The sequence below is a fragment of the Streptosporangium sp. NPDC000509 genome (assembly GCF_042898365.1).
Taxonomy (GTDB): Bacteria; Actinomycetota; Actinomycetes; order Streptosporangiales; family Streptosporangiaceae; genus Streptosporangium.
This window is the reverse complement of record NZ_JBIAYX010000006.1, coordinates 272,004-295,118: the sequence shown is the minus strand read 5'-3', so window position 1 is coordinate 295,118 and position 23,115 is coordinate 272,004. Positions and strand designations below refer to the sequence as shown.

Annotated in this window: 20 protein-coding genes; 15 read left to right on the top strand and 5 right to left on the bottom strand. The window is 69.1% G+C overall.

The genetic code is table 11. The features are described from left to right. Nucleotides 1-275: 275 nt before the first annotated feature. The 9 genes from ACFY3D_RS13945 to ACFY3D_RS13905 all read left to right on the top strand — a co-directional run bounded on the left by ACFY3D_RS13945 (nucleotide 276) and on the right by ACFY3D_RS13905 (nucleotide 11,354). Complete coding sequence (locus ACFY3D_RS13945) at nucleotides 276-1,097, top strand: hypothetical protein (protein WP_389979030.1); 822 nt, start codon at nucleotides 276-278, stop codon at nucleotides 1,095-1,097. A gap of 231 nt (nucleotides 1,098-1,328) precedes the next feature. Further along, nucleotides 1,329-2,186, top strand: a complete 858-nt coding sequence (locus ACFY3D_RS13940) for a maleylpyruvate isomerase family mycothiol-dependent enzyme (RefSeq protein WP_389979027.1) — start codon at nucleotides 1,329-1,331, stop codon at nucleotides 2,184-2,186. A gap of 309 nt (nucleotides 2,187-2,495) precedes the next feature. Further along, entirely contained in the window at nucleotides 2,496-4,733 is a 2,238-nt protein-coding gene (locus ACFY3D_RS13935; protein ID WP_389777604.1) for a glycoside hydrolase domain-containing protein, read from the top strand. After that, nucleotides 4,730-6,004: a glycosyltransferase gene (locus ACFY3D_RS13930; RefSeq protein WP_389979024.1), complete on the top strand. Its 1,275-nt coding sequence runs from the start codon at nucleotides 4,730-4,732 to the stop codon at nucleotides 6,002-6,004. Before ACFY3D_RS13935 ends, ACFY3D_RS13930 begins: the two co-directional genes overlap by 4 nt. 163 nt (nucleotides 6,005-6,167) lie before the next feature. Next, nucleotides 6,168-6,986, top strand: coding sequence for a S1C family serine protease (locus ACFY3D_RS13925; RefSeq protein ID WP_389979021.1), 819 nt, complete (start codon nucleotides 6,168-6,170; stop codon nucleotides 6,984-6,986). Between the two features lie 80 nt (nucleotides 6,987-7,066). After that, nucleotides 7,067-8,056, top strand: coding sequence for an AAA family ATPase (locus ACFY3D_RS13920; RefSeq protein WP_389979018.1), 990 nt, complete (start codon nucleotides 7,067-7,069; stop codon nucleotides 8,054-8,056). 6 nt (nucleotides 8,057-8,062) lie between these two features. Continuing rightward, complete coding sequence (locus ACFY3D_RS13915; protein WP_389979015.1) at nucleotides 8,063-9,163, top strand: DUF58 domain-containing protein; 1,101 nt, start codon at nucleotides 8,063-8,065, stop codon at nucleotides 9,161-9,163. 175 nt (nucleotides 9,164-9,338) lie between these two features. Beyond that, a complete protein-coding gene (locus ACFY3D_RS13910) occupies nucleotides 9,339-10,289 on the top strand; it encodes a VWA domain-containing protein (RefSeq protein WP_389979012.1) in 951 nt (316 codons plus the stop codon). Then, nucleotides 10,290-11,354, top strand: a complete 1,065-nt coding sequence (locus ACFY3D_RS13905; protein ID WP_389979009.1) for a VWA domain-containing protein — start codon at nucleotides 10,290-10,292, stop codon at nucleotides 11,352-11,354. 24 nt (nucleotides 11,355-11,378) lie between these two features. On the opposite strand, the gene ACFY3D_RS13900 is transcribed toward ACFY3D_RS13905, so the two are convergent. Further along, entirely contained in the window at nucleotides 11,379-12,518 is a 1,140-nt protein-coding gene (locus ACFY3D_RS13900) for a saccharopine dehydrogenase NADP-binding domain-containing protein (RefSeq protein ID WP_389979006.1), read from the bottom strand. 101 nt (nucleotides 12,519-12,619) lie between these two features. Here ACFY3D_RS13900 and ACFY3D_RS13895 point away from each other — a divergent pair, with 101 nt between their 5' ends. After that, nucleotides 12,620-13,567: a GlxA family transcriptional regulator gene (locus ACFY3D_RS13895; protein ID WP_389979003.1), complete on the top strand. Its 948-nt coding sequence runs from the start codon at nucleotides 12,620-12,622 to the stop codon at nucleotides 13,565-13,567. A gap of 152 nt (nucleotides 13,568-13,719) precedes the next feature. On the opposite strand, the gene ACFY3D_RS13890 is transcribed toward ACFY3D_RS13895, so the two are convergent. Next, the gene (locus ACFY3D_RS13890) at nucleotides 13,720-15,177 is read right to left on the bottom strand and encodes an arabinofuranosidase catalytic domain-containing protein (protein ID WP_389979000.1); all 1,458 of its coding nucleotides are present in this window, start codon (nucleotides 15,175-15,177) and stop codon (nucleotides 13,720-13,722) included. A 211-nt stretch (nucleotides 15,178-15,388) separates the two neighbouring features. Between ACFY3D_RS13890 and ACFY3D_RS13885 the strand changes: the two genes are divergently transcribed. After that, nucleotides 15,389-15,571 (top strand): hypothetical protein, encoded by a 183-nt coding sequence (locus ACFY3D_RS13885; RefSeq protein ID WP_389978997.1) that lies wholly within the window; start codon nucleotides 15,389-15,391, stop codon nucleotides 15,569-15,571. A gap of 32 nt (nucleotides 15,572-15,603) precedes the next feature. Here the strand turns inward: ACFY3D_RS13885 and ACFY3D_RS13880 are convergent, their stop codons facing one another. Together ACFY3D_RS13880 and ACFY3D_RS13875 are read right to left on the bottom strand one after the other, a co-directional pair. After that, nucleotides 15,604-16,656: a LacI family DNA-binding transcriptional regulator gene (locus ACFY3D_RS13880; protein WP_389978994.1), complete on the bottom strand. Its 1,053-nt coding sequence runs from the start codon at nucleotides 16,654-16,656 to the stop codon at nucleotides 15,604-15,606. Between the two features lie 53 nt (nucleotides 16,657-16,709). Beyond that, a complete protein-coding gene (locus tag ACFY3D_RS13875; protein ID WP_389978991.1) occupies nucleotides 16,710-17,066 on the bottom strand; it encodes a hypothetical protein in 357 nt (118 codons plus the stop codon). Nucleotides 17,067-17,524: 458 nt separating this feature from the next. On the opposite strand from ACFY3D_RS13875, the gene ACFY3D_RS13870 reads away from it, so the two are divergent. Together ACFY3D_RS13870 and ACFY3D_RS13865 are read left to right on the top strand one after the other, a co-directional pair. After that, complete coding sequence (locus ACFY3D_RS13870) at nucleotides 17,525-17,668, top strand: hypothetical protein (protein WP_389978988.1); 144 nt, start codon at nucleotides 17,525-17,527, stop codon at nucleotides 17,666-17,668. 125 nt (nucleotides 17,669-17,793) lie between these two features. Then, nucleotides 17,794-19,800 carry a cellulase family glycosylhydrolase gene (locus tag ACFY3D_RS13865; RefSeq protein WP_389978985.1) on the top strand — a complete coding sequence of 669 codons (2,007 nt, stop codon included), beginning with the start codon at nucleotides 17,794-17,796 and terminating at the stop codon, nucleotides 19,798-19,800. Between the two features lie 400 nt (nucleotides 19,801-20,200). Here the strand turns inward: ACFY3D_RS13865 and ACFY3D_RS13860 are convergent, their stop codons facing one another. Next, nucleotides 20,201-20,725 (bottom strand): hypothetical protein, encoded by a 525-nt coding sequence (locus ACFY3D_RS13860; RefSeq protein WP_389978982.1) that lies wholly within the window; start codon nucleotides 20,723-20,725, stop codon nucleotides 20,201-20,203. A gap of 126 nt (nucleotides 20,726-20,851) precedes the next feature. Between ACFY3D_RS13860 and ACFY3D_RS13855 the strand changes: the two genes are divergently transcribed. Next, nucleotides 20,852-21,874 (top strand): hypothetical protein, encoded by a 1,023-nt coding sequence (locus ACFY3D_RS13855; RefSeq protein WP_389978979.1) that lies wholly within the window; start codon nucleotides 20,852-20,854, stop codon nucleotides 21,872-21,874. A gap of 481 nt (nucleotides 21,875-22,355) precedes the next feature. Beyond that, nucleotides 22,356-23,114 carry an SDR family NAD(P)-dependent oxidoreductase gene (locus tag ACFY3D_RS13850; protein ID WP_389978976.1) on the top strand — a complete coding sequence of 253 codons (759 nt, stop codon included), beginning with the start codon at nucleotides 22,356-22,358 and terminating at the stop codon, nucleotides 23,112-23,114. The last annotated feature ends 1 nt before the right edge of the window (nucleotide 23,115 follow it).

Sequence of the window (23,115 nt, the reverse complement as noted above, 5' to 3'; positions counted from 1 at the left end):
GTGCGTCCACCCGGATCGTACGGATCATCCGGCACGGGAGACGTCACCCGCCGGGGAAGCGGACCATACCCGCGTACGGCCACGATCGGGTCCGTACCAGCGTGGCTCCCCCCACTCTGCGTCACAACCGGCATAATCGAGACGATCAGCCTGGTCAGGGCGCACGCGCGATGCTCCCATCCGGTTCGTACCGCCGGGCGGATCCCCTCCACCGACACCCACGTCACGCCACGTGACGACCGTACAGCGACCCGGGCGTCAGGCAGGAGGAGCGCATGCGTCTCGCCATCCGGATCGGAGTGGCCACCACTCTCATGGCCGCCCCGAGCGCCCCGGCCGAGCCGGTCGCCCCGCCCACTCCCGCGGCCGCCGCCAGGCCGGTCGCACCGCCCACTCCCGCGCCGGCCGCCAGGGGCGACGTCAAGGCCCTCCCCACCCCGATCGTCGCGGCCAACGCCGCCCCCACCCCCGCACCCGTCGCCACGAACGGCGTCAGAGCCGTCCCCACCCCGGTCGCCACGGCCGCACCCACCCCGACTCCCACGCTCACCCCCACCCCCCTCGCCACGGCAACCCCCACCGCCACCGCCAGCGCCACCGCGACCGTGAACGCCACTTCGACCGCGACCGCGACCATCAAGAGCAAGACCAAGAGCACGGTCTGGCTGCCTCCCTTCGGCGGCAGGAACACCATCCCCCCGTGGCTGAAAAAGGTCCCTTCGCTCCGCGTCGTCCCCACGTGGCCCCGCCAGGCCAGCAGCGTCCGGATATTCGTGCACTGCCCCCCGAACTCGAACCACGCGATCATCGGCTCCGGCGCGTTCAACCTCAAGGGGTCGAGGCGCATCTACCGGGAGGTGGGGCTGGGACTCTCCAACCGAGGGCTGGGGCACCGCGCCGCGTCCATCTCCCGCTTCGTCCTGCCGGGATCCCACGGGGCGTGCCTGACGTGCGTGAAGGTCACGATGAACAAGCAGACCGGCATCAGGCGGATCAAGGTGCTCGGCCGGGCCTCCGCCCCCCTCTACGTACGAAGGTTCAGCATCTGGCAGTTCTTCAACGCCTCGACCACCTGCGTCAAACGCGACCGTTGCTGACCCCTCGCAGCACCGCCCGGCGAACTATCAGGGCTCGCCGGTAGGTTCCGCGAGCGGTTGGCGACATCGCGTCCACCGGTGATCGGGAAGGCGGCTCGACGGCGGCGGAAGGCCGAACCAGCGGACTTCCCCGGGGGACGCGTTCGACGGGCGGATGACCGCGAAGATCCTCGACAGGCGCGAATCCCCCCGGATAGCCTGCGCACCCCCGAGGAAATGAGCGGAGTCTTCGTGAGCGTTGATTCGACCCGGCTGACACTCACCGAGAGGGCGGGCTTGAGCTGCGGCCCAGAGGTGATGCGCGAGGCGCTGTACACGCAGCGCAGGAGCCTCGCCGGTCGCCTCGCCGAGTTGACGCCGTCCGACTGGGCGGCTCCGACGCACTGCACGGAGTGGTCCGTTCACGACGTCGTCCGCCACATCGTCGATGTGGCGGAGTATCACGTCGCCGAGCTCACCGGCCAGTCGGGGTACACCCGCTTCAACGGGCTCGGATCGTTCGATCCCACCTCGACTCCCGACCTGTGGCTCCAGGACTCCGCGGGCCGGTCCCCCGTGCAGACGGTCGAGGCGCTCCTGAGGGTGACGGAGGACGAGTACGAGAGCCTCGGTGCCCGAATCGAGAAGGGCGACGCCTCCCTGGAGCGCAACATCGCGGGTCGCGAGACCCTGTGGTCGGTGCGGTCCCTGCACGTGCTGTGGGACACCTGGCTCCACGAGCGCGACCTGTCGCGGACCCTGCGGGCGGACGGCCCGCCGGACGTCACCGTTCAGCGCCTCGCCGCCCTGTACGGCCTGCTGTTCGCCGGAGGTGTCGCCGCGCTGTTCGGTGACCTCCCACAGGTGTCCTTCCAGCTCGTGGGCAGCCCCGACGGCGTGTACGAGATCTCGGGGCGTCAGGACGACGTCAAGGTGACCGCCGCAAGCGCCTCGCCCCCTGACCTCGACGGACCGTTCGAGGCGGTGATGGGGAGCCTCTCCGGGCGCGGCCCCTCTCTCGCCGAGATCGTCGGGGTCTCGAACGCCGCCGTCGAGGGCCTTTCGAAACTGTCCACCACCATGAGGCCCGAGGATCCCGAAGACACGTGATCCCGAGCGTGCCCGGGCCGAGGTGAGAGACGCCGGTTCGCCGAGCGCGTCCAGGGCCGGGTGAGGAGCACCGGTTCGCCGAACGTGCTCCGATCGAGGGAAGACGCAGGTTCACCGAGCGGACCCCGGCCGGGGGAAGGCGCGGGTTCGCCGAGCGGACCCGCGCACCGTCGCGGTGCTCCCGAACATCGCGGAAGATCACGGAAGATCACGGAAATCATCGGCCGATCCAGGTCTTTTGTGACTCCGGACACAGGATTTCACCTCACCGAAACCTACGGCGGTATCGCGTCTGGGTAGAGTCCCGCCATCCTCGACAATGTTGATCCCTTCATCGGCACAGCGGCCACCGACCTGCCTCGGGCACACGGTCTGGCCGCTACGTGGTGGTGGCCGAAACCGCAGGTGGGCAACACCCATCCGGGCGCCACGTCACCGCTGGGCATGGTGTCGGCCTGCGCCTACTCCGGCGCGTACCCGACGGGCTACGGCAGATACACCAAGAACACCGAGGGCGTCCCCGAGGAGATGTTCGAGCGGCTGCAGGCGTCCGGGTTCACCCACTTCCAGCAGTCGGGCACCGGCGCGATCCGCAAGTACTACAACTACGTCCGGGTCACCCCGATGGTGCAGCCACTGGACGCGCTGGGCGAGGCCTGGCCGCTGCACGACGAGGTGGCGGAGGCGGGCTACTACGCGGCCACCCTCGACACCGGGATCCGCTGCGAGCTCACCGTGGGCACCAAGGTCGCCGTGCACCGATACACGTTCCCCGGGCACAGCAGCGCCCGCGTGGTGGTCGACCTGTCCTGCGGCGGCCTCGCCATCGAGCACGGCCGCACCGTGCCGTTGCGGGCGCAGGTGGAGAGCATGGGCCACGGCCGGGCCCAGGGCACGGTGGCGATGGAGGGCGTCCCGCTCTCGGTGTACCTGGACGTCGACGCTCCCGGCTGGCGGCAGATGCTCTGGTACGACCGGCGGCTCATCGACGGCGGCACCCGCCTGGACTTCGACAGCATCCGGCACACCACGTTGCGTCCCTTCGGCATGCTCTTCATGGGTCCCACCGAGCCCGGGCAGACGATCGAGGTGCGGCTCGGGTTCTCGCTGCGCGGGTGCGACCAGGCGCGGGAGAACCTGGAGCGCGAGTGCGGGACCCGGCCGGCGTTCGACGTGGTGCGGTCCAAGACCAGGGTCCGCTGGGGCGACCATCTCGACCGCGTCCAGGTCGAGGGCGGCACGCCGGCCCGCCGCACCGTGTTCGCGACGGCGCTCTACCACTCGCTGATCAAGCCGTGCTTCGCCGACGACGAGAGCCCGTTCTGGCCGACCTCCGGACCGTTCGCGTTCGACGTGTGCACCATGTGGGACATCTACAAGACGCAGTTGCCGCTGCTCGCGGCCATCGTCCCCGACCGGGCCGCGCATCTGCTGGAGTCGCTGATCCGGGTCTGCGAGGAGGAGGGCAACTTCCCCATCGGCTACCGGATGGCTCGCGGCGCCGACCGGTTCTACCGCCAGGCGAGCGCGCTCGCGCACACCGCGCTGGCCGACGCCCACGCTCTCGGCCGGGCGGGCCTGGACTGGAACTGGGCGCTCGTGCACATGGTCGACGACCTGCGTCGCCTGTACGGCGAGGAGTTCTTCGAGCACGGGGTGGTGCACCCGATCACCCACACCCTCGACCTCGCCTACGGCCACCACTGCACGGCGCAGGTCGCCCGGGCGATGAACGACCGGCGCCTCGCCGACGACCTCGACGACCGCAGCCGCCGGTGGGTGAACGCCTTCGACCCGAGTACGGGACTGCTGCGCGACTCGGAGTTCTACGAGGGCGGCAAGTGGAACTACTCGTTCCGGCTGCTGCACGACATGGCCGCGAGGATCGCCCTGGCGGGCGGCGACCGGGCCTTCATCGGCATGCTGGACAGGTTCTTCGGCTTCGACGCCGCACCGGTGACACAGCCGGGGCTGCGCCCCCAGGCTGCGGAGATGGCGGCCGGATACGCCCTGAACCGGTTCGAGGGGCTGAACAACGAGCCCGACATGGAAGCGCCGTGGGCGTATCACTACGCGGGACGGCCCGACCGTACGGCCGAGGTGGTCCAGGCGGCGCTGACCTGGCAGTTCGGCACCGGCTCCGGCGGGCTGCCCGGCAACGACGACTCCGGCGGCCTGAGTTCCTGGTACGTCTGGGCGTCGCTGGGACTGTTCCCGATCGCCGGCCAGAACCTGTTCCTGATCAACGCGCCCGCGTTCTCCGGGGCCGTGCTCAAGGCCGGCGGCAACGAGTTCGTCATCGAGACCAGTGGGCACCGCGAGACGCCGATCGGTGTCGACGGCGTCGACCGTGACCCGCCGGCGCAGTACGTCCAGTCGGCGACCCTCAACGGCGAACCCATGAACGCGACGCATCTGAGCGCCGCCACCGTGCATCGGGGCGGCGTGTTGCACCTGCGGCTGGGCCCGGAACCGTCCGGGTGGGGGCGGGAGGTCCGCCCCCCGTCTCTTTCAGATCCGCCCGCCAGAACGAAGGAAGCACGATGACCAACCCCCGCCGCCGTCTCGTCATCGTTGTCAGGGCCGACCCGGTCATCTGCGGCCATTCCGGCGAGGCCCGTAACCTCGCCGAGGTGGCGCTGACCCGCGGGTTCGACGACGTACGCCTGCTGACCTGGCCGATCCCCGCGCTGCAGGCGGCCGGGCTGCCGCTCAAGCCGCTCGACCGGCTGCTGCCGTACAGCGCCGGGATCACCGTGGAGCGTCCCGAGGCGGTCGGCGACTACCGGGTGCCCGACGGGCGCCACCAGGCGGGACTCACCGGGCGCCTTGTCGAGCTGCTCGCCGAACCGGTACCCACGACCTGCCTGTCTATGTATCTCGTGCCGCACACCTCGGTGGTCATGGACGCGGTCACCTCCGCGCGCGCCGCCGGGTTCGCGCCCGACGTGCACACCGTCGCGAAGGCGGTCGGCTCCGACGTGACCAACGTGATCCGGTCGTGCCTGCGGGAGGGCCGGTTCGGCGCGGCGACCGTGCTGTTCACCACGTTCCTCGCCAACGACGAGGTCGTCGCGGTCTCCGAGTACACCCGGGAGGAGATCGTCGCCTCGGCCGAGCAGGTGGACGCGCACTGCGGCACCACGTTCGCCGAGCAGTGCCGGCGTCGCGTGACCGTCAGTTATCCGCCGATCGACTCCGCCGCCTTCCTCGACCCGGATCCGGCCGACGTGGACGCCGCGCTCGCGAAACGCGGTCTGGAGCGCGACGGATACATCCTGTTCCTGTCCCGGGTGACCCGGGCGAAGGGCATCCACGACCTGATGGCCGCCTACGGCCGGATGCGCTGCCGGTCGCGGGTGAAGCTGGTCGTCGCCGGCACCGGGCCCGCGCTGGAGGAGATCCGGGCGCTGGCCAAGGATGACGACCGGGTGACGATCCTCACCGATGTGGACGACAACGAGAAGCCACTGCTCATGCGCGGCTGCGCGGCCTACGTCCTGCCCACCAAACCCGAGCCCGACTTCGTCGAGACGTTCGGCATCGCCCTCGCCGAGAAGATGCTGGCCGGAGGCGGACCGATCGTCACGACCAGGACGGGCGGGACCCTGGAGGCGGTCGGCGACACCGCCGTCATCGTCGAGCCCAGGGACATCGGCGGCCTCGCCGCGGCCGTGGACCGGGTGGTCCTGGAGATGTCCGCCGCCGAGCGCCAGGAGCTGGAACAGCGCGCCCGCACCCGCGCGATGACGTTCGACCGGGCGGCGGTGTTCGACAACCTGTTCCCCCAGAAAGCTCTCACCGTCGGCGCCCTCTGACCGCGAGGATGGAGGTGAACGCCTCCCGGTGAGGTCCGGCTCGTCGTCCGGCCGACCGTGGTGTCCTCAACAGGATCTGCCGGCCCTCCGTCCGGCCCGGTTCCCATGGAGTTCCCAGGCAGAGTTTGTAGCACTTTCGACTGAGATTAATGAGTATGGGTAGATGGAGCCCATGCCGCAGGAGACCGACGCGGCCGGGGCTCGAAAAGCCGTGGCCGGAAGGACCGGGCGGTTCGTCGTCGGAGGTGGCGCGCTCGTCGTCGTCGCGCTGCTCGCGTACTGGCTGGGAAGCGGCGGCGGGAACGGCGAGGAGGCCGCGTCCGGGCCGAGCGCGACACCGACGCCCAGCGCGACGCTCACGGTGACCGACGTCTTCAAGAGGGTCGGGCCGTCGGTGGTGGTCATCCAGGCCGATAAGTCGCTCGGCACCGGGGTGATCGCCGCCGAGGACGGCACGATCCTGACGGCGCACCACGTCGTCAAAGGCACTTCCGACAAAGGCGGTTCCGGCGAAGACGCCGGGAAGGTCACCGTGACGTTCGCCGACGGCACCAGGACGAAGGCCGTCGTCGCGTCGTCGAACCCCAAGCTCGACGTCGCGACCCTCAAACCCGAGAAGCTGCCCGAGATCGTCGTCCCGGCGACGCTCGGCGGCACCGCGGCCGTGGGCGCGCCCGTCGTGGCGATCGGCAATCCGCTGGGCCTCACCTACAGCGTCTCCACCGGCGTCGTATCGGGCCTGAACCGGACCGCCAAGGACGGCGGCCCGGACGGGCTCATCCAGTTCGACGCCTCCGTGAACCCCGGCAGCTCCGGCGGCCCCCTCCTCGACGCCCGCGGCCTGGTCATCGGGGTCGTCGTCTCGATCGCCGACCCGGGAAACGACGAGGCGTTCGCCGGCATCGCGTTCGCGGTGCCGATCGGTACGGCCCTGGGCGGCGGCGAAGGCGACGGGCCGCCAGGTGACGGACCCCAGATCTGACCGCGGCGCCACGAGAAGGAACACCATTCGACGTCCTCCCCACACCTCAAGGCAGGGGCCTCCACGCCGGAAGGAACACGATGACCTCGACCAGGTTCTCCGAGTCGGCCCACCCGCTCGAACAGGTGCTGTTCGAGGTCAAACGCACGATCGTCGGGCAGGACGTCCTGCTGGAACGCATGGCCGTCGCGTTGATCGCCGGTGGCCACCTGCTCGTCGAGGGCGTACCCGGCCTCGCCAAGACGCTCGCGGTGAGGTCGATGGCCGCCGCGATCGCCGGCAGTTTCCAGCGCGTCCAGTTCACCCCCGACCTGGTACCGGCCGACCTCGTGGGCACGCGGGTCTACCACCAGCACTCCGGGGAGTTCAAAACCGAACTCGGCCCGGTGTTCGCGAACCTGCTGCTCGCCGACGAGATCAACCGCGCCCCCGCCAAGGTGCAGAGCGCCCTGCTGGAGGTGATGCAGGAGCACCAGGTGACGATCGGCCGCGAGACGTTCCGGGTGCCCGAGCCGTTCCTGGTCATGGCGACGGAGAACCCGATCGAGTCGGAGGGCACCTACCCGCTGCCCGAGGCGCAGGTCGACCGTTTCATGATGAAGGTGGTCGTCGACTACCCGACCCAGGTCGAGGAGCGGGCGATCGTCGAACGAGCGCTGCGCCCGCCCGAGCCGCCGCAGCCGATGGTCACGGCCGAGGACCTGATCGCGATGCGGGCCCGCGCCCAGCAGGTGTACGTCGACCTGGCGATCGTCGACTACGCGGTACGGCTCGTCTCCGTGACCCGTTCCCCGGGGATGGCCGGGCTCGGCGAGCTGGAACGGTACGTCACCCACGGCGCGAGCCCGCGGGCGTCCATCGCGCTCGTCACCGGCGCCCGGGCGCTGGCGTTCCTGCGCGGCCGCGACTACGTCCTGCCGCACGACCTGTCCGAGATCGCGCTCGACGTGCTGCGCCACCGCCTCGTGCTGTCCTACGAGGCCCTCGCGGACGACGTCGACACCGACGCGATCATCACCGCGGTGCTCGGGGCCGTCCGTATGCCCGACGTCGTCCTGCAGAACCGCTGAACCGCCATGGCCACCGCCCCCGAGAAACTCCTGCTCCGCCTGGAGTGGAAGGTCGTCCGCAGGCTCGACGGCCGGCTCCAGGGTGCCCACCACACCGCGCACCGCGGCTCGGGAATCGACTTCACCGGGCTGCGCACCTACAGCGAAGGCGATGACGCCCGGCACATCGACTGGAACGTGACCGCACGGCTGGACGAGCCGCACCTGCGAGTGTTCACCGAAGATCGCGAACTGACGGTGTGGCTCGTCCTCGACCGGTCGGCGTCGATGACGGCCGGCCGACCGGGACGCGGCAAGCACGACGTACTCGCCGAACTCGCGCTCGTCCTCGCCCGGCTGTTCGGCCGGGGCGGCAACCGCGTCGGCGCCCTGCTCTTCGACACCGGGAAGCCGCGCGTCGTGCCGCCCGGCACCTCCCGGCGGCACGCGCTGCGGATCGGCGCCGAGCTGGAACACACCTCCGGGGCGCGCGACGGCGCCGGACTGAAACGTACTTCCGGGGTACGCGACGGCGCCGAACCGGAACGCACCTCCACGACGCGCGGCGGCACCGGACCGGAACGTCCTCCCAAGATCGGCATCGGCGCCGAACCGGAACGTCCTCCCAGGACCGGCGTCGGCGCCACGCTGAAACGCGCCTTCAAGATACGCGCCGACGCCGAGCCGAAACGCGCTTCCACGCCCCACTCCGGCACCACCACCGACCTGGCCGAGATGCTCGACGCGGCCGGACGACTCGCGCGCCGCCGCGCGCTCATCGTCGTACTGTCCGACTTCATCGGCGACGGCGACTGGGAGCGTTCACTCCAGCGCCTGGCCCGGCGGCACGAGGTGGTCGCCCTGCGGATCGTCGACACGGCCGACGACGTACTGCCCGAGGCCGGGCTGATCGTGGTCGAGGACGCCGAGACCGGCGAGCAGCTCGTCGTCGACTCCGCCGACCCGCTGCTACGGGTCCGCCTCCGCGCCGCCGTCGACGCCCGCGACGCCCGGCTCAAGGCGGGCATGCGCCGGGCAGGGGTGCCCGTCCACCGCATCGACACCGACCGCGACCTCGGCGAGGCGCTCGTCGAGGTCGTCGCCCGGACCAAGGACCGGTCGCCATGACCGAGCATGCCGGAACCATCGTTCGGCCCCGGGGCCGAACCGCCACGTCCGAGCACATCGGCACCGTCGCTCGAACCCGAAACCGAACCACCACGACCGAGTACCTCGGAACCATCACCCGAACCGGGAACCGAGAGGCCGTCAACGGACGCCCGAGACCGGCGAAGGATGCCTCGTGACGCTGTCCTTCCCGCTGCTGCTCGCCGTCGGACTGCTCCTCACCGCGGCGCTCGCCTGGGCGGCCGTCGTCTCGGCGCGCCGCAGAACGGCCGCCCTCACCGCCGCCGGGGTCGCGGTGCCCGGCGGTCGCCAGGCGTACCTCGGGATCGGCCTGGTGATCGCCGGCGTCGGGATACTCGCGGTCGCCGCGGCCGGACCTGCGGCGATGGTGCCGGTCCCGCGGACCGCGGGCACCGTCATCCTCGCCGTCGACGTCTCCAACAGCATGGGAGCCGACGACGTCGCGCCCACCCGGCTCGCGGCCGCGCAACGGGCGGCCCGCGCGTTCGTGGCGGCGCAGCCCGACAGCGTCGACATCGGAGTCGTCGCGTTCGAACGCGGTGCGCTCACCACCGCCCGGCCCGACGCCGACCACTCCGTCGCGCTCAAGGCCATCGACCGGCTGAAGGTCGTCGGTGGCACCTCGTTGGGAACGGCCATCACGGCCTCCCTGTCGGCGATCACCGGCAAACAGGTGACCGTCGGCCGCGACGGCCCCGCGCCCGACATCGGCTACTGGCCGTCCGCGACGATCGTGATGTTCTCCGACGGCCAGAACGGGGGCGGGGACGTCGAACAGGCCGCCGCGGTGGCCCAGCGGGCGGGCGTCCACATCCACACCGTCGGGGTCGGCACCACGGCCGGGGCGACGGTGAAGGTCGACGGCTACCATCTGCAGACCTCGCTTGAGGAGGACACCCTCACCTTGATCGCGCAGACCACCGGTGGCGCCTACCACCCGGCCTCCGACACCGCGCGACTCGACGGGATCGCCGACACGATCGACCTGCGGGTCACCGTCTCCGACGAACCTCTGCCCCTCGCCGGCGGACTGATCGGGCTCGCCCTCGCCCTGCTCACCGCGGGCGCGGCGCTCACCGTACTCCGAACCGGACGGGTGATCTGAGTGTCGTTCTCGTGGCCGTGGGCGCTGCTCTCTCTCCTCGTCATCCCGCTGATCTTCGCCGTCCGCGAGTGGGCGCGCCGCCGCCGTCGGCGGGCCGCCGTGCACGTCACCTCCATCGCGCTCGTACGCGGCGCCCTGCCCGGTCGTACGCTCTGGACGCGGAAGATCCCCACGGCGCTGTTCGCGGTCGGGCTCGCGCTGCTCGCGGTCGGGGCCGCGCGACCGCAGGCGTCGGTCCCGGTGCCGCAGACCTCGGCGACGATCCTGCTCGCGCTCGACACCTCCGGCTCCATGTGCTCGACGGACGTCGACCCCAACCGCATCACCGCCGCGAGGAAGGCCGCCGCCGAGTTCATCGAGTCACAGCGGGGCGGGCCGCGCATCGGCCTGGTCACCTTCGCGGGCACCGCGGGCCTGCTCGTCCCACCCACCGACGACACCGACTCGCTGATCGAGGCGTTGGACGATCTCACCGTGTCCCGTGGCACCGCGATCGGGCAGGCCGTGCTCACCTCGATCGACGCGATCGCGGAGGTCGACCCGTCGGTCGCCCCCACCGGGGCGGACCCCGGCGACAGCGGATCGGGTTACGCCGGTGCCGCGATCGTCGTACTCACCGACGGCGCCAACATCCAGGGCGTCGACCCGCAGGTCGCCGCCCAGGAGGCGGCCCTGCGCCGCGTCCGCGTCTTCACCATCGGCTTCGGTACCACGGACCCGGCCCCGATGGTCTGCGAGAACTCGCAGTTCGACGGCCGCGGCTTCGGCGGCTGGGGCGGTGGCGGCTGGGGAGGCGGCCGTGGCGGATTCGACAGGGGCCGCAACCCCCGCACCATCGACGAGCCCGCCCTCAAACAGATGGCCCAGACCACCGGCGGCTCCTACCATCGCGCCGAGAACGCCGACCAGCTCCAAAGCGCCCTCGACGCCCTCCCCGGCACCTTCACCGTCATCCGCCAACAGGTCGACACCGCCGCCGCCTTCGCCACCGGCGGCGGCCTCCTCGTCGCCGCGGCCCTCGCCCTCTCCCTCTGGTGGAACCGCCTTCGGCCTCCGATCCGCTGACCGCACCCGCGGCCGCGCGAAACCTCAGCGACGACCGTCGAGCGGGGCGTACAGCGAGAGATGCGGGGACAGGGCGCGGAGGAAGTCCGGGGCATCGAAGACCGCGCCCGCGGAGGCGACGCCCGCACTCCGAGCGCTCCCGGCGCCGCCGGTGCTCCCTCCGCCCTTGGCATCGCCGGAACTCTCAACGCCGCCGACGCCTCCGGTACCGGCGCTGCCGACACCCCTGGTCCGGCCGCTGAGGATACGGTCGACGGCCTCCACCGCGAGCGGCGCACTGATGGCGTAGATGTCCTGACCGGCGGCGGTCACCCGGCGTTCCGTGCCGCCGGAGCGGACGAGGACGTCGACGACGAAGGTCTGCGCGGAACGGCCACGCTCGTCGACGGCGGTCGGAGCCGGAGCGTCGGGAGCGGACAGGTCCGAGGCCGCCTTGGCGGTCATGTAGGTGCGCACCTCCGGGACCGCCAGGTGGCTGGGAACGGTGACGACGTCGGCCATGGTGAACTCTCCGATCACGCTCTGGGAGCCGAGCGGAGCAGGGAAGGGCCACTCCAGGGTCGGCAGGGCGTCGTCGTGATACTCCAGCCGTCCACCGGTGAAGCGAACACGGCGACCACCTCGCCGCTGCCCCGAGACCACGCCCGAGGCGAGCGTTCCGCCGGTGGGGTGCCAGCTGCTCAGGCCGTAGGCGATGTGCGCCTCGTCCGCCACCGTCCAGTCGCCCATCGCGGTGGTGACCAGGAGGTCGCCGAGCCCGCCGAAGAAGGCCATCGCCGGGACCACCAGGGTGCCCGCGGCGCGGGCGCGCTCCGCGAAGCGCGCGAACGTGTCGACGTTCGCCTCGATCTCGGCGGCCACGTCGACATACGGAATGCCGGCGCGCAATGCCGCCTCGATGAGCGGGGCGGCGGTCGTGGCGAAGGGCCCGGCGCAGTTGATCACGGCGACCGCGCCTTTCAGCGCGCGGTCGAGCGAGACCGGATCGTCGACCGATGCCCGCCGCGTCTCAACTCCGGGGTGGGCCTCCGCCAGCACCGTCAGCTTGTCCTGATCACGGCCGAGCAGCAGCGGGACGTACCCGCGCTCGCGCAACTCCGCGACCACGAACCGCCCGGTGTGCCCGTAGGCGCCGAGCACCGCCACGTTCCGACCCATTTCCATGCCTGCTCCCCCGTACTCGAAGTGATCCACCGCCGAAATCCTGTCCGCGTTGCCCCATCGAGGCCAGTGTCTGGAATGACATGACCCGTACAATTCCCGACATGAGTTCTGTCCCGCGCTCCGTCGCGGTCGCCGCCACCGACGGGATGCTCCACTTCGAACTGGCCCTCGCCTACGAGGTCTTCGGCTCCGCCCCCGCCGCTCTGCCCGGCCCCTGGTACGACGTCCGGGTGTGCGGCACGCACGCCGTCCGGGTCGGCCGGTTCCTACTGGAACCGGACTGCGGGCTCGACCGGCTGGCGCACGCCGACACCGTGATCGTCCCCGCCCTGGCGGACGTCGACGAGGACCCGCCGGCCGACCTGGTCGAGGCGGTGCGCACGGCCCACGCGTCGGGCGCGCGGGTGGTCTCCCTGTGCACGGGCGCGTTCGTGCTCGCCGCCGCCGGCCTGCTGGACGGGCTGCGCGCGACCACGCACTGGGCTCACACCGAGGAACTGGCCGCGCGCTACCCCCGGGTGGAGGTCGACCCGGACGTGCTCTACGTCGACAACGGCAGCGTGCTCACATCCGCGGGCAAGGCCGCGGCGATGGACCTGTGCCTGCACCTGGTACGCCGCGACCACGGCTCCACGATCGCCAACGTGGTCGCCCGCCGCCTGGTCGTACCGCCCCACCGGGCCGGCGGCCAGGCCCAGTTCGTCACCACACCGGTGCCCGCCCAGGACGGCCACCCCCTGGCCGAGCTGCTCACCTGGGTGATGCGGCGACTGGACCAGCCTCTCACCGTTGAGGACCTGGCCCGTCAGGCGAACATGAGCTCGCGCCACCTGGCCCGCCACTTCCGCTCGGTGGTCGGCACCACCCCGCTGCAGTGGCTGTTGACACAGCGGATCCGCCGCGCACAGGAGCTGCTGGAGAGCACGGACGACAGCGTCGAGACCATCGCCTCGGCCGCGGGCATGGGCACGGCGACGACCCTGCGCCGCCACTTCCACCGCACGATCGGCGTACCGCCGGACACCTACCGCCGCACATTCCGATCGTGAGACCACTCACCGACCTCGAAACCGTCCCGGCCGCGTATTCACGACAGCGGGCGAAGGCCCGTCCCGGGGAGCCGTAGCCCTCCCAGGTGTCCGGACCTCCGCCCGAGGCGCTTCACCCGATCGCTCTCATGCGCCGAACCGGCTGGTCGGCGTCAGCTGCGCAGGGTCCATCGCTGGTTGGCCTGGCCGTTGCAGGACCAAAGGATGATCTTCGTGCCGTTCGCTGTGGCGGCGGCGTTCGCGTCGAGACACAGGCCGGACTGCACGCCGGTGACGGTGCCGTTGGCGTTGACGTTCCACTGCTGGTTGGCCTGACCGTTGCAGTCCCAGATGACCACCTGGGTACCGTTCGCGGTGCCCTGCCCGTAGGCGTCCAGGCACTTGTTGCCGTACACCTGCAACTGCTTGCCCGCGGTGTAGGTGAACCGCTGGTTGGTGCCGCTCCCGCAGTCCCAGATCTGCGCCTGGGTGCCGTTGACGGTGCTGGAGTTCGGCACGTCGATGCAACGGTTGGACTGACCGCCGACGATCTGGACGTTCTGCTGCGGGTTACCGCCGCCCGCAGGCGCGTAACCGGCGGCGGTGATGTTGGCCTGTACGGCGTTCTCGGTGGCGGCCGTCGGATAACCGGAGGTCAACACGCCCTCGAAGAAGGTGCCGCGGGCGGAGACGCTGTTGTCGCCGCCGATACCGAGCAGGATGGCACCCTCCTTCTTCATCGGGTGGTAGCCGCTGGGACGCGGTCCGTCGAAGTAGGTCGTCAGACCGCCCGACTGCGCGTTCCCACCCCGGATCGCCCAGTGGTTCGGCTCGCCCTTGACGATGGCCGTGACGAAGCGGTGGTTGATCGACGGGAGGTTGTTGTAGCCCGCGTTCACCCCGGAGAAGAGTCCCCACTCCATGTCGGCCATGATCCAGGGACCGGCTCCGGCCCCGTAGCCCCACTGTTTGTTGGCGCCGAAGTAGACGGTCTCCATGATGCCGCGGGCGTCGGCCTGACCGTCCGTCTGCGCGTTGCCGTAGTCGAAGCAGCACCACTGGTTGTAGTGCGTGCCGTCGACGACGGCGTAGATGCCCTCGGGCTGGTCACCGGTCGCGACGCCGTTGGTGTTGTTGTTGCGGTAGCCGGTGCCGGGCTCCACGCGGACACCGTATGCCTTGTTCCCGTTGATGGTGATCGGCGCCGCGGTCGCGTTCGCGAGGTTGTCCCATCCACCGGGGCCAGGGCCGGGCCAGAAGCCGGGCGGCGCCTGGGTGAGCCGGTTATTGCGGCCGGACTGGTCATAGATGATGGTGATGAGGCAGGTCGTGCCGGCGCAGAACGAGTCCTGCGCGGCCGCGTTGGCGTACCCGCCCGCGCTCAGCACGCCGATGTCGCGGGTGGTGTTGTCCGAGGCGCGCCTGACCTGGTACAACGGGCCGTTGTACGCGCCGTACAGCGCCCGGGTCGTGCTGTGCGCCGCCACACACGGCGTGCCGCCCGCGGCGTAGATGTCGCATGACTGCGCCGCCGCGGCCTTGGCCGTACCGGCGCCGACCGGCCACGTCATGGCGATCAGCACGCTCGCACCGATCGCGAGCGACCTTCTCAGGGTCCCGAAAAGCATCATGCCTTCTTCTCTCGATGAAGAAATCGCGATCGGACAGCGCCGGGACGACAGGCCAGGTCGTGATGTTAGCGCTAACATAAATGGCTCGTCTGACAGCGATTCGCGGCTGAAGATACTGCGGAGTACATTCAACGGATGCCCTCGCGTCAATAGAGTGGGCTGAATCTCTCGGACATCCGACCGCCGTCGACGCATTACCTGGATCTCTGCCGTGACACACCTCACCGTCACGATGAGCCATCGTGAAACTTTCATCCGTGACACCCGCCAGACGGTGAGCCATCTGTTCGTCAAGGGCATCGTGCGACCGTCGAGCATCGGCCACACGGTGGGCGGCACGAAGCCGAACCATCTTGCGTTGTACGGATTCATCGCGTTCCGAAAGCGCACCTGAGCGAACAGGCTCCCGATCTCCTCTCCCGGCGGTCAGTCACCTTGGTGCGGCGGGGCGGTGCTCTCCCGGATCGTCAGCGTGGTCGCCAGTTCGAGGCCGACCTGCTGCGTTTCCTCGCCGCGGCCAAGAGCGAGCGCCAGTTCGGTGGCCGTAACGGCCATCTCGGTCAGTGGCTGGTGGACGGTGGTCAGCGGAGGGTCGACGAACGCGGCGACCGGCAGATCGTCGAAGCCGACCACGCTCAGGTCTCCGGGAATCCGCAGTTCCAGCTCGCGAGCAGCCTGGTAGACCCCGAGTGCCTGAAGGTCGTTGCAGGCGAAGATCGCCGTCGGCCGCTCCCGGCCTCCCAACAGCCTGATCGCGGCCTCACGGCCGTCCTCTCTCGTGAGTTCGGTACGCACGACGAGGCTGTCGTCCATCGACAGACCCGCCGTCTCCAGGGCAGAGCGGTAGCCGTCGAGCCTGGCGCGGCAGCACAGGATGCGGTCCGGGCCTGCGATCATCGCGATGCGCCTGTGGCCCAGCTCGATGAGATGCCGGGTGGCCGACCGTCCGCCGGCCCAGTTGGTCGCTCCGACGAAAGGGACGCCGTCCGGTAGTTCGGTGGTGGGGTCGAAGACCACGAACGGAATGTCCTTGGCCCGCAACTGGTTCCGCTGTTCCTCCGACAGCTGGGCCACCGTCACGACGCATGCCGGACGGCGGGCCAGGGTCTCGTCGATCGGGTGTTCCGTGGAATCCTGGTGAGGGCCGAACTCCGTCAGCACAACACCCACTCGGTGCTCACGGGCCACCCGCTCGACTCCTCGGATGATCTCCAGGCCCCACATGTCCTGGAGCTCGCCGAAGACGAGCTCCATCATGTTCTTACGGTTGGTCTTTCGATAGCCGTACTCGCTGATCAGCGCCTCTACTCGGGCACGGGTGTCAGCGGAAACGCCGGCACGGCCATTGATGACCTTGGAGACCGTCGGAACGGACACTCCGGCGGTCTCCGCGATGTAGGAAATGGTCACGGGACGCGTGGGGTCGCCTGCGGGGTGCTCTCCGTCGGAGACCGGGCCGCCCGCCTCGACGTACGACAACGTGGCCCCCTTCTTCGCGTTTCGTTCTCGCCGGTGAGCCGTCGCGGGCCTGTTCACGGCACGAGGACAACCCGTCGGGTTTCACTTGAACGGCGCCGTGCGTCCTCGTCGAGCGACTCGTCGTCGAACCAGTCGCACCGGACGGTGCCCGCCGCGGCGTAGAGACCTGTCACACGCCCGGTGAAACCGCCGGCGACCTCCGTCGACGGGTATCTGCCGTCGAGTTCGGCCAGCACGTCGACCCCACCGTCCGCGTCTTCGATACCGAAACGGAGCCTATCGGGTTCTTTCAGGGGATGCCGCTCCTCGGGCCGGGTGGCGAGGATGTCGATTCGAAGCCGGACCGGCCCAAGGGTTGTGTGACGGATGGCCGCGACGGTGTGAAGCGAGCCGACCTGTGCCCGGTGCACCGGATCCCGGCGTGGAGGATCGGCACGCCGGGGAAGTACTCGAGGCTGGAACAGGCCAGGAAGTAGTCGTCGCCGACCCTGCGGATGCTCGAATCCGGGTGCGTACCGGAGATCACCGAGTTGACGAACGTGCCGTTGGTCCAGAGCTCCGCCACAGGATTTCGTATTTCCGCTCCCGCTCCCTCATCGAATGATCGTCGGCCTGAAACATTCAGGAACCATAGCCAGAAACTTTCTTCGTCTCTCGCCCTCTCGTCACTGTGGGCGACCACCGCGACGGAGCATACGTGGCTCTTGGCCTGCCTCTTTGCCTTCCTCATCAGGACAGGGTCCGCCATGTCCGATCCGAGCCTTTCATCGAGCATGTCGGCAGGGGATGGACAGCACCGCTCCTCCCTCTTATTTAATGTTTCCGGTCAATATGACAGAAACTTTCTCAGCAACCGGATGGAGCGCGCATGGTGGCCGCCCTCGACTCCGGCGCTTCCGCCGACACCGCCACACCGCCCACCGAGGCGAGCGAGACGGCTGTCGGCGTCCTCACCGTCGCGCCGATCGCCGCCTACCCGTTCGTCCAACGCCACTTCATCAAGGAGTGCTGATCGGCGCCGTCAAAGGTCGACGCGCCCGAAGGAGGACAACCGTGAAACCGCACAGGTTACGAAGAGCCCGCTCACGGATCGGCGCCGCCCTCGCCACCGTGATCGCGTTATTGACAGTCAGCACGATGACGGCTTTCAACGCCCAGGCCGCCACCGGATGCCGCGTGGAGTACACGGTCTCGTCCCAATGGCAAGGCGGGTTCACCGCCAACGTGAACGTCACCAACCTCGGCGACCCGGTCAACACCTGGCGGCTCGCCTGGACGTTCCCATCGGGACAGCAGATCACCCAGGCGTGGAACGCGACGGTCACCTCGTCCGGGGCGCAGACAACCGCCGCGAACATGAGCTACAACGGGACCGTGGCGACCAACGCCTCGGTCTCCTTCGGCTTCAACGGTTCATGGTCCGGCAGCAACACCGCGCCCGCCACGTTCACCCTCAACGGCGTCACGTGCTCGGGAAACGTCGGACCGTCTCCCAGCCCGACCCCTTCCCCGACCCCTTCGCCGACCCCTTCCCCCTCACCGACCCCGCAGCCGGGGGACGCGATGGCCACCGTGGCCGCGATGCAACCCGGGTGGAATCTGGGCAACACCCTCGACGCGATTCCCGACGAGACCGCCTGGGGCAATCCGCTGACGACCCAGACCCTGCTCCGGCACGTACGGTCCCAGGGGTACAAGAGCATCCGGCTGCCGATCACCTGGAGCAACCACCACGGCCCCGCACCGGACTACACCATCGACACCGCCTGGCTGAACCGCGTCCGCCAGATCGTCGACTGGTCGCTGGCCGAGGACTTCTACGTGATGATCAACCTCCACCACGACTCATGGCAGTGGATCAACGGCTACCCGGCCGACTCCACAACCGTGATGAACCGGTACAAGGCCCTGTGGCGGCAGATCTCCGGCACCTTCCGCAACCACTCGCCGAAGCTGGTGTTCGAGAGCATCAACGAGCCGCAGTTCGCAGGCACGTCCGGAGACGACCAGAGCGACCAGGTGACGAACACCTTCAACACGGAGTTCGTCCACCTCGTGCGGCAGTCGGGCGGGGGCAACACCACCCGGCTTCTCGTGCTGCCCACCCTGCACACCAGCGGCGAGCAGGCTCGGCTGGACGCGTTGAACACCACCATCACCGCACTGCGTGATCCCAACCTGGCCGCGACGGTCCACTTCTACGGCTGGTGGCCGTTCAGCGTCAACATCGCGGGCGGCACCCGATATGACAGCAATGTCGAACAGGACCTCGTCGGTACCTTCGACCGGGTACGGACCACATTCGTCTCCCGCGGAATCCCCGTGATCATCGGAGAGTGGGCACTCCTCAGCTGGGATCACACCAGGCCCGGCATCATCGAGCGGGGCGAGTTCCTGAAGTATCTGGAGGCGGTCGGATATCACGCCCGGATCCGGAACCTCACCACCATGGTCTGGGACGCGGGCCAGTTCCTGAACCGCAACGAACTGAAGTGGCGCGACCAGGGCGTCTACGAGATGTTCAAGGCGAGCTGGACCACACGCTCGGGGACGGCATCCTCCGATCAGGTGTACCTGCCACGGACCGGCACGATCACCAGCCGGACGCTCACGCTCAACCCCAACGGCACCACCTTCCAGGGCCTGCGGCAGGGCGGCACCAACCTCGCCCAGGGCGCCGACTACACCGTTTCCGGCAACACACTCACCCTCACCGCCTCAGCCCTCACCAGGCTGGCCGGAAGCCGCGCCTACGGCGTGAACTCCACCATCGAGGCCCGGTTCTCCCAGGGCACCCCATGGTCGATCAGCATCATCAGCTCCGACACACCGACCCAGTCCGCCGCGAGTGGCACGACCAGCTCGTTCACCATTCCCACCCAGTTCCGCGGAGACCAGCTCGCCACGATGGAGGCCAAGTACGCCGACGGCAGCCCCGCCGGACCGGCCAACTGGACCACCTACAAGGAGTTCTGGCAGAACTTCCAGCCCGACTACAACGCGAACAGCATCATCTTGAAGCCCGAGTTCTTCGCCGAGGTCAACGACGGCCGGATCACCCTGACCTTCCACTTCTGGAGCGGAAAGCAGCTCACGTACTACATCACCAAGTCCGGAAGCACCGTGACCGGCGCCACCACCTGACAGCGGCTCCCTGACAGCGGATGGAACAGGTATCGGTACCTGTTTTCGACCTGAAGTTTCCACCGGTACCGGTACCTGTTCGAATTCACTCTCCCAGAGCATCGAGACCTGATCCGTCATCGTTGTTGACGACGCGCGAATGGTGACCGACCTACGGTGGCCTCTCGAAGTGGAGGCCGCACCGGGACGCGACCGACCGCGGTACCCCGGATTCAACAGCCGCGACTCTCGGCCTTCCGGCGAATCCTCGCGCTTCCGTACTGCCCCGGAGGCAGGCACACCGGGCACGGGCCGGGGAACCGGCCGTGAGCGTCGGGCATGTACCGCCAGCCGGTGACCCGGACGTACGGCCCGGTCTCGCGATCACCTGCCTCATCCGACACGTCACGGGCCGGACCGGTCACAGCGTGGCGTCCTCCCAGTGCGGGGTATGCGATTCGATGTCCTCCGGCACGCGAATCCGCCCGCCCACGAGAACGAGTGGCGCGATCTCGGTGCTCTCGTGGAAGCGCAGGTAGCCGACGAAGGATTCGACACCGTCGGCCGGCGCGCCGATCGAGCACCCGCCGAGCCAGTCCAGCAGTGTCCGGAGCCGGTAGAAGTCGTCGGGATGGAGTTCTTGGCGTACCGTCAGCGCCCAGCCGTCAGGCCGCTCTCGCGCGACCAGGTCGGCGACGAGCGCGCCTCCTACCCGCCAGGCGGCGCCTCGCCGCGCGAACACCGGCTCCACCTCCGCGTCCTCCCACTCGCAGTCGGGGTCGTCGGGATCACCGAGCGGATAGGTCTCCACATATCGGTCAGAGCCGATCGGCAGGCGCTCGGGCCGCGGCCCCTGCCCCACGTGCCACCGCAGTTCGGCGAGCTCGTCGTCGGTCACGTCAGCGCGAATGTTCACCGACAGCACGAGTTCGTAGATGTCCCCCATCGGCACACCGTACCGTCGCGTCACCCTGAGAGATCGTTCTGGGAGGAGTTCACACGGAACGAGACCATCGTCCGTTGTCTGTCGCGTTCGCCTTGTCCGCCCCGGGGGAATCGGTAGTCTGCGGCAATGCCATTCGATCATCGATCTATTGGCGCGGCAGCGCTGACGGCGGCCGTCGCGCTCACCACGGCCGCCCCCTCGGCCGCGCGGGCGCACGAAGCGCCCACGACCTCGGCGGATCGCGTCCTACGGGTCTACAACAACAACATCGAGAACCTGGTCAGGAACAACGCCGACGGCTCGTGCACCCGGGTCTCGGGTCCGGACCACCTCACGTCGATGCTGGTCGACGACAACGACCGAACCGGCACCTCAGGTGTGCAAGCGCCCGACCTCCTGATCGTGCAGCAGGTGCGCGGCACCGGACAGGCCACCGCGTACGCCGACCAGCTCTCGGCCAAGTTCGGCTATCCGGCGGGCACCTACAGGGCGATCGTGGCCTGGGACGACCCCGAGGAGTGGGGCGGCACGCACAGGTGCAGTCAGCAATCGCTCGGCGACCTGAAGAAGAAGCAGACCAACGGGATCCTCTACAACACCAGAACGTTGAGCCTCGCGGCGGGCGACATCTCGAAATACTGGAGCGCGGGCTGGCTGAAGCCGGGAACGTCCTACCGCGACGGGGCCGGGTGCACGCTGTACAAGCCGCCGAGCAACGACGCGAGCAGCGCCAACGAGCACAAGTGGAAGCGCACGAGCGCCATCGCCGCGAAGTTCACCGTCAAGGCGACGGGAACACCGGTGTTCGCCGCGACCATGCACCTCCCGGAAGAGAACGGGGCGAACGCCTGCGCGGGCGCCGGCTCCGCGGGCATCGCGAAATCCGGCATCCATCTCGGCGCGGACGCCACGAGCCTGATGAACGCGTCGACCATCCGCGTGATCGGGATCGACGCCAACCGCACGGGCATCGCCCCGACGACGCTGGGCGGCTTCGGCATGACCGGTTACGGAACGAAGGCGACCTCCGGCTCCAGGAAGATTGACTACCTGTTCGTCAAGGGCACCGTGCGACCGTCGAGCATCGGCCACACGGTGGGCAGCACGAAGTCGAACCATCTCGCGCTGTACGGATTCATCACGTTCTGAAAGCGCACCTGAGCGAACGGGCTCATCTACCGACCGGTCAGTCATCGTGGTGCGGCTGGGCATCGAAGAAAACGGACGCATTGTGCGGCTACCTCACCAGGGCACGTGGGCACCTGCCCCGAGACTGGCCCTCCGTGACCTTGTGCGAGCCGGATGCCGAAGAGCGCGCCGAGGCGGGTCGAAACCTGCTCTGGTTCAGCACCTCGACCGCGAAGCCCGATAGCACCCACACGCACCTCACGTTGTCTGCTCCTCGGACAACACGATCAAGCGTACGAGTGAGAAGGAAAATCCTCTCGCGTCGTTGCCCAATCCTCTCGGCACCTAGGAGGGTGCCGTTGAGTGCGAAGTACCGGACGTGGCGCGACTGAAGATTCGATAGGAATGTGCAAGGCGTCGCGAGCTTTCTTCTACCTCCGCGCACGTGGAGCTGTTGTTATTACAGCTATCGAATCCACGAAACGAAACGGATGGTTCAATCATGCGCGTCGCCATCATCACCGGGGCCAGCTCGGGCATCGGGCAGAGCGCCGCCGTCCAGCTCGCGCGGCGCGGGACAGGCGTCATCCTGACCTATCAGGGTAACGAAGCCGGAGCTTTGGACACGGTCGCGACGATCGAGAAGGCCGGCGGTACGGCCGTCGCACTCCCCCTCGATGTCGGCCGCTCCGAGACGTTCCCGGCCTTCCGCGACTCGGTGGTCGCGGCACTGCGCGACACCTGGCAGCGGGACAGCTTCGACTTCCTGGTCAACAACGCCGGGGCCGGCCACATGGCCCTGTTCGAGGACACCACCGAGGAGATTTTCGACCGGCTCACGCGCGTACTCCTCAAAGGACCGTACTTCCTGACCCAGACGCTGCTGCCGCTGATGGTCGACGGCGGCGCGATCGTCAACACCACGAGCAGCTCGTCCCAATCCTTGGGCCTGGAGCCCGGCTACTCGGCGTACGGGAGCCTGAAGGGCGGTCTTGTGGTCCTCACCCGCTACATGGCCAAGGAGTTCAGCAAGCGGGGCATCCGCGTCAACTCCGTCTCGCCCGGCGTCACCCGCACCCGCATCGGCGACGACGCGTTCGCACGTTTCCCCGAGCTGATCCCCGGCATCGCCGCCCGTACCGCCCTCGGCCGGATCGGCGAGCCGGACGACGTCGGCATGGCCATCGCGATGCTGCTCGGCGAGGAAAGCCGCTGGATCACCGCGCAGGACATCGAGGCCTCCGGTGGGTACAACCTCTGAC

What these genes read in the sequence shown, in the direction of transcription:
- ACFY3D_RS13915 (WP_389979015.1), top strand. Translation starts at nt 8,063, where the DNA reads ATGGCCACCGCCCCCGAGAAACTCCTGCTCCGCCTGGAGTGGAAGGTC.
- ACFY3D_RS13930 (WP_389979024.1), top strand. Translation starts at nt 4,730, where the DNA reads ATGACCAACCCCCGCCGCCGTCTCGTCATCGTTGTCAGGGCCGACCCG.
- ACFY3D_RS13925 (WP_389979021.1), top strand. Translation starts at nt 6,168, where the DNA reads ATGGAGCCCATGCCGCAGGAGACCGACGCGGCCGGGGCTCGAAAAGCC.
- ACFY3D_RS13895 (WP_389979003.1), top strand. Translation starts at nt 12,620, where the DNA reads ATGAGTTCTGTCCCGCGCTCCGTCGCGGTCGCCGCCACCGACGGGATG.
- ACFY3D_RS13890 (WP_389979000.1), bottom strand. Translation starts at nt 15,177, where the DNA reads ATGATGCTTTTCGGGACCCTGAGAAGGTCGCTCGCGATCGGTGCGAGC.
- ACFY3D_RS13945 (WP_389979030.1), top strand. Translation starts at nt 276, where the DNA reads ATGCGTCTCGCCATCCGGATCGGAGTGGCCACCACTCTCATGGCCGCC.
- ACFY3D_RS13920 (WP_389979018.1), top strand. Translation starts at nt 7,067, where the DNA reads ATGACCTCGACCAGGTTCTCCGAGTCGGCCCACCCGCTCGAACAGGTG.
- ACFY3D_RS13860 (WP_389978982.1), bottom strand. Translation starts at nt 20,725, where the DNA reads ATGGGGGACATCTACGAACTCGTGCTGTCGGTGAACATTCGCGCTGAC.
- ACFY3D_RS13900 (WP_389979006.1), bottom strand. Translation starts at nt 12,518, where the DNA reads ATGGAAATGGGTCGGAACGTGGCGGTGCTCGGCGCCTACGGGCACACC.
- ACFY3D_RS13850 (WP_389978976.1), top strand. Translation starts at nt 22,356, where the DNA reads ATGCGCGTCGCCATCATCACCGGGGCCAGCTCGGGCATCGGGCAGAGC.
- ACFY3D_RS13855 (WP_389978979.1), top strand. Translation starts at nt 20,852, where the DNA reads ATGCCATTCGATCATCGATCTATTGGCGCGGCAGCGCTGACGGCGGCC.
- ACFY3D_RS13865 (WP_389978985.1), top strand. Translation starts at nt 17,794, where the DNA reads ATGACGGCTTTCAACGCCCAGGCCGCCACCGGATGCCGCGTGGAGTAC.
- ACFY3D_RS13870 (WP_389978988.1), top strand. Translation starts at nt 17,525, where the DNA reads ATGGTGGCCGCCCTCGACTCCGGCGCTTCCGCCGACACCGCCACACCG.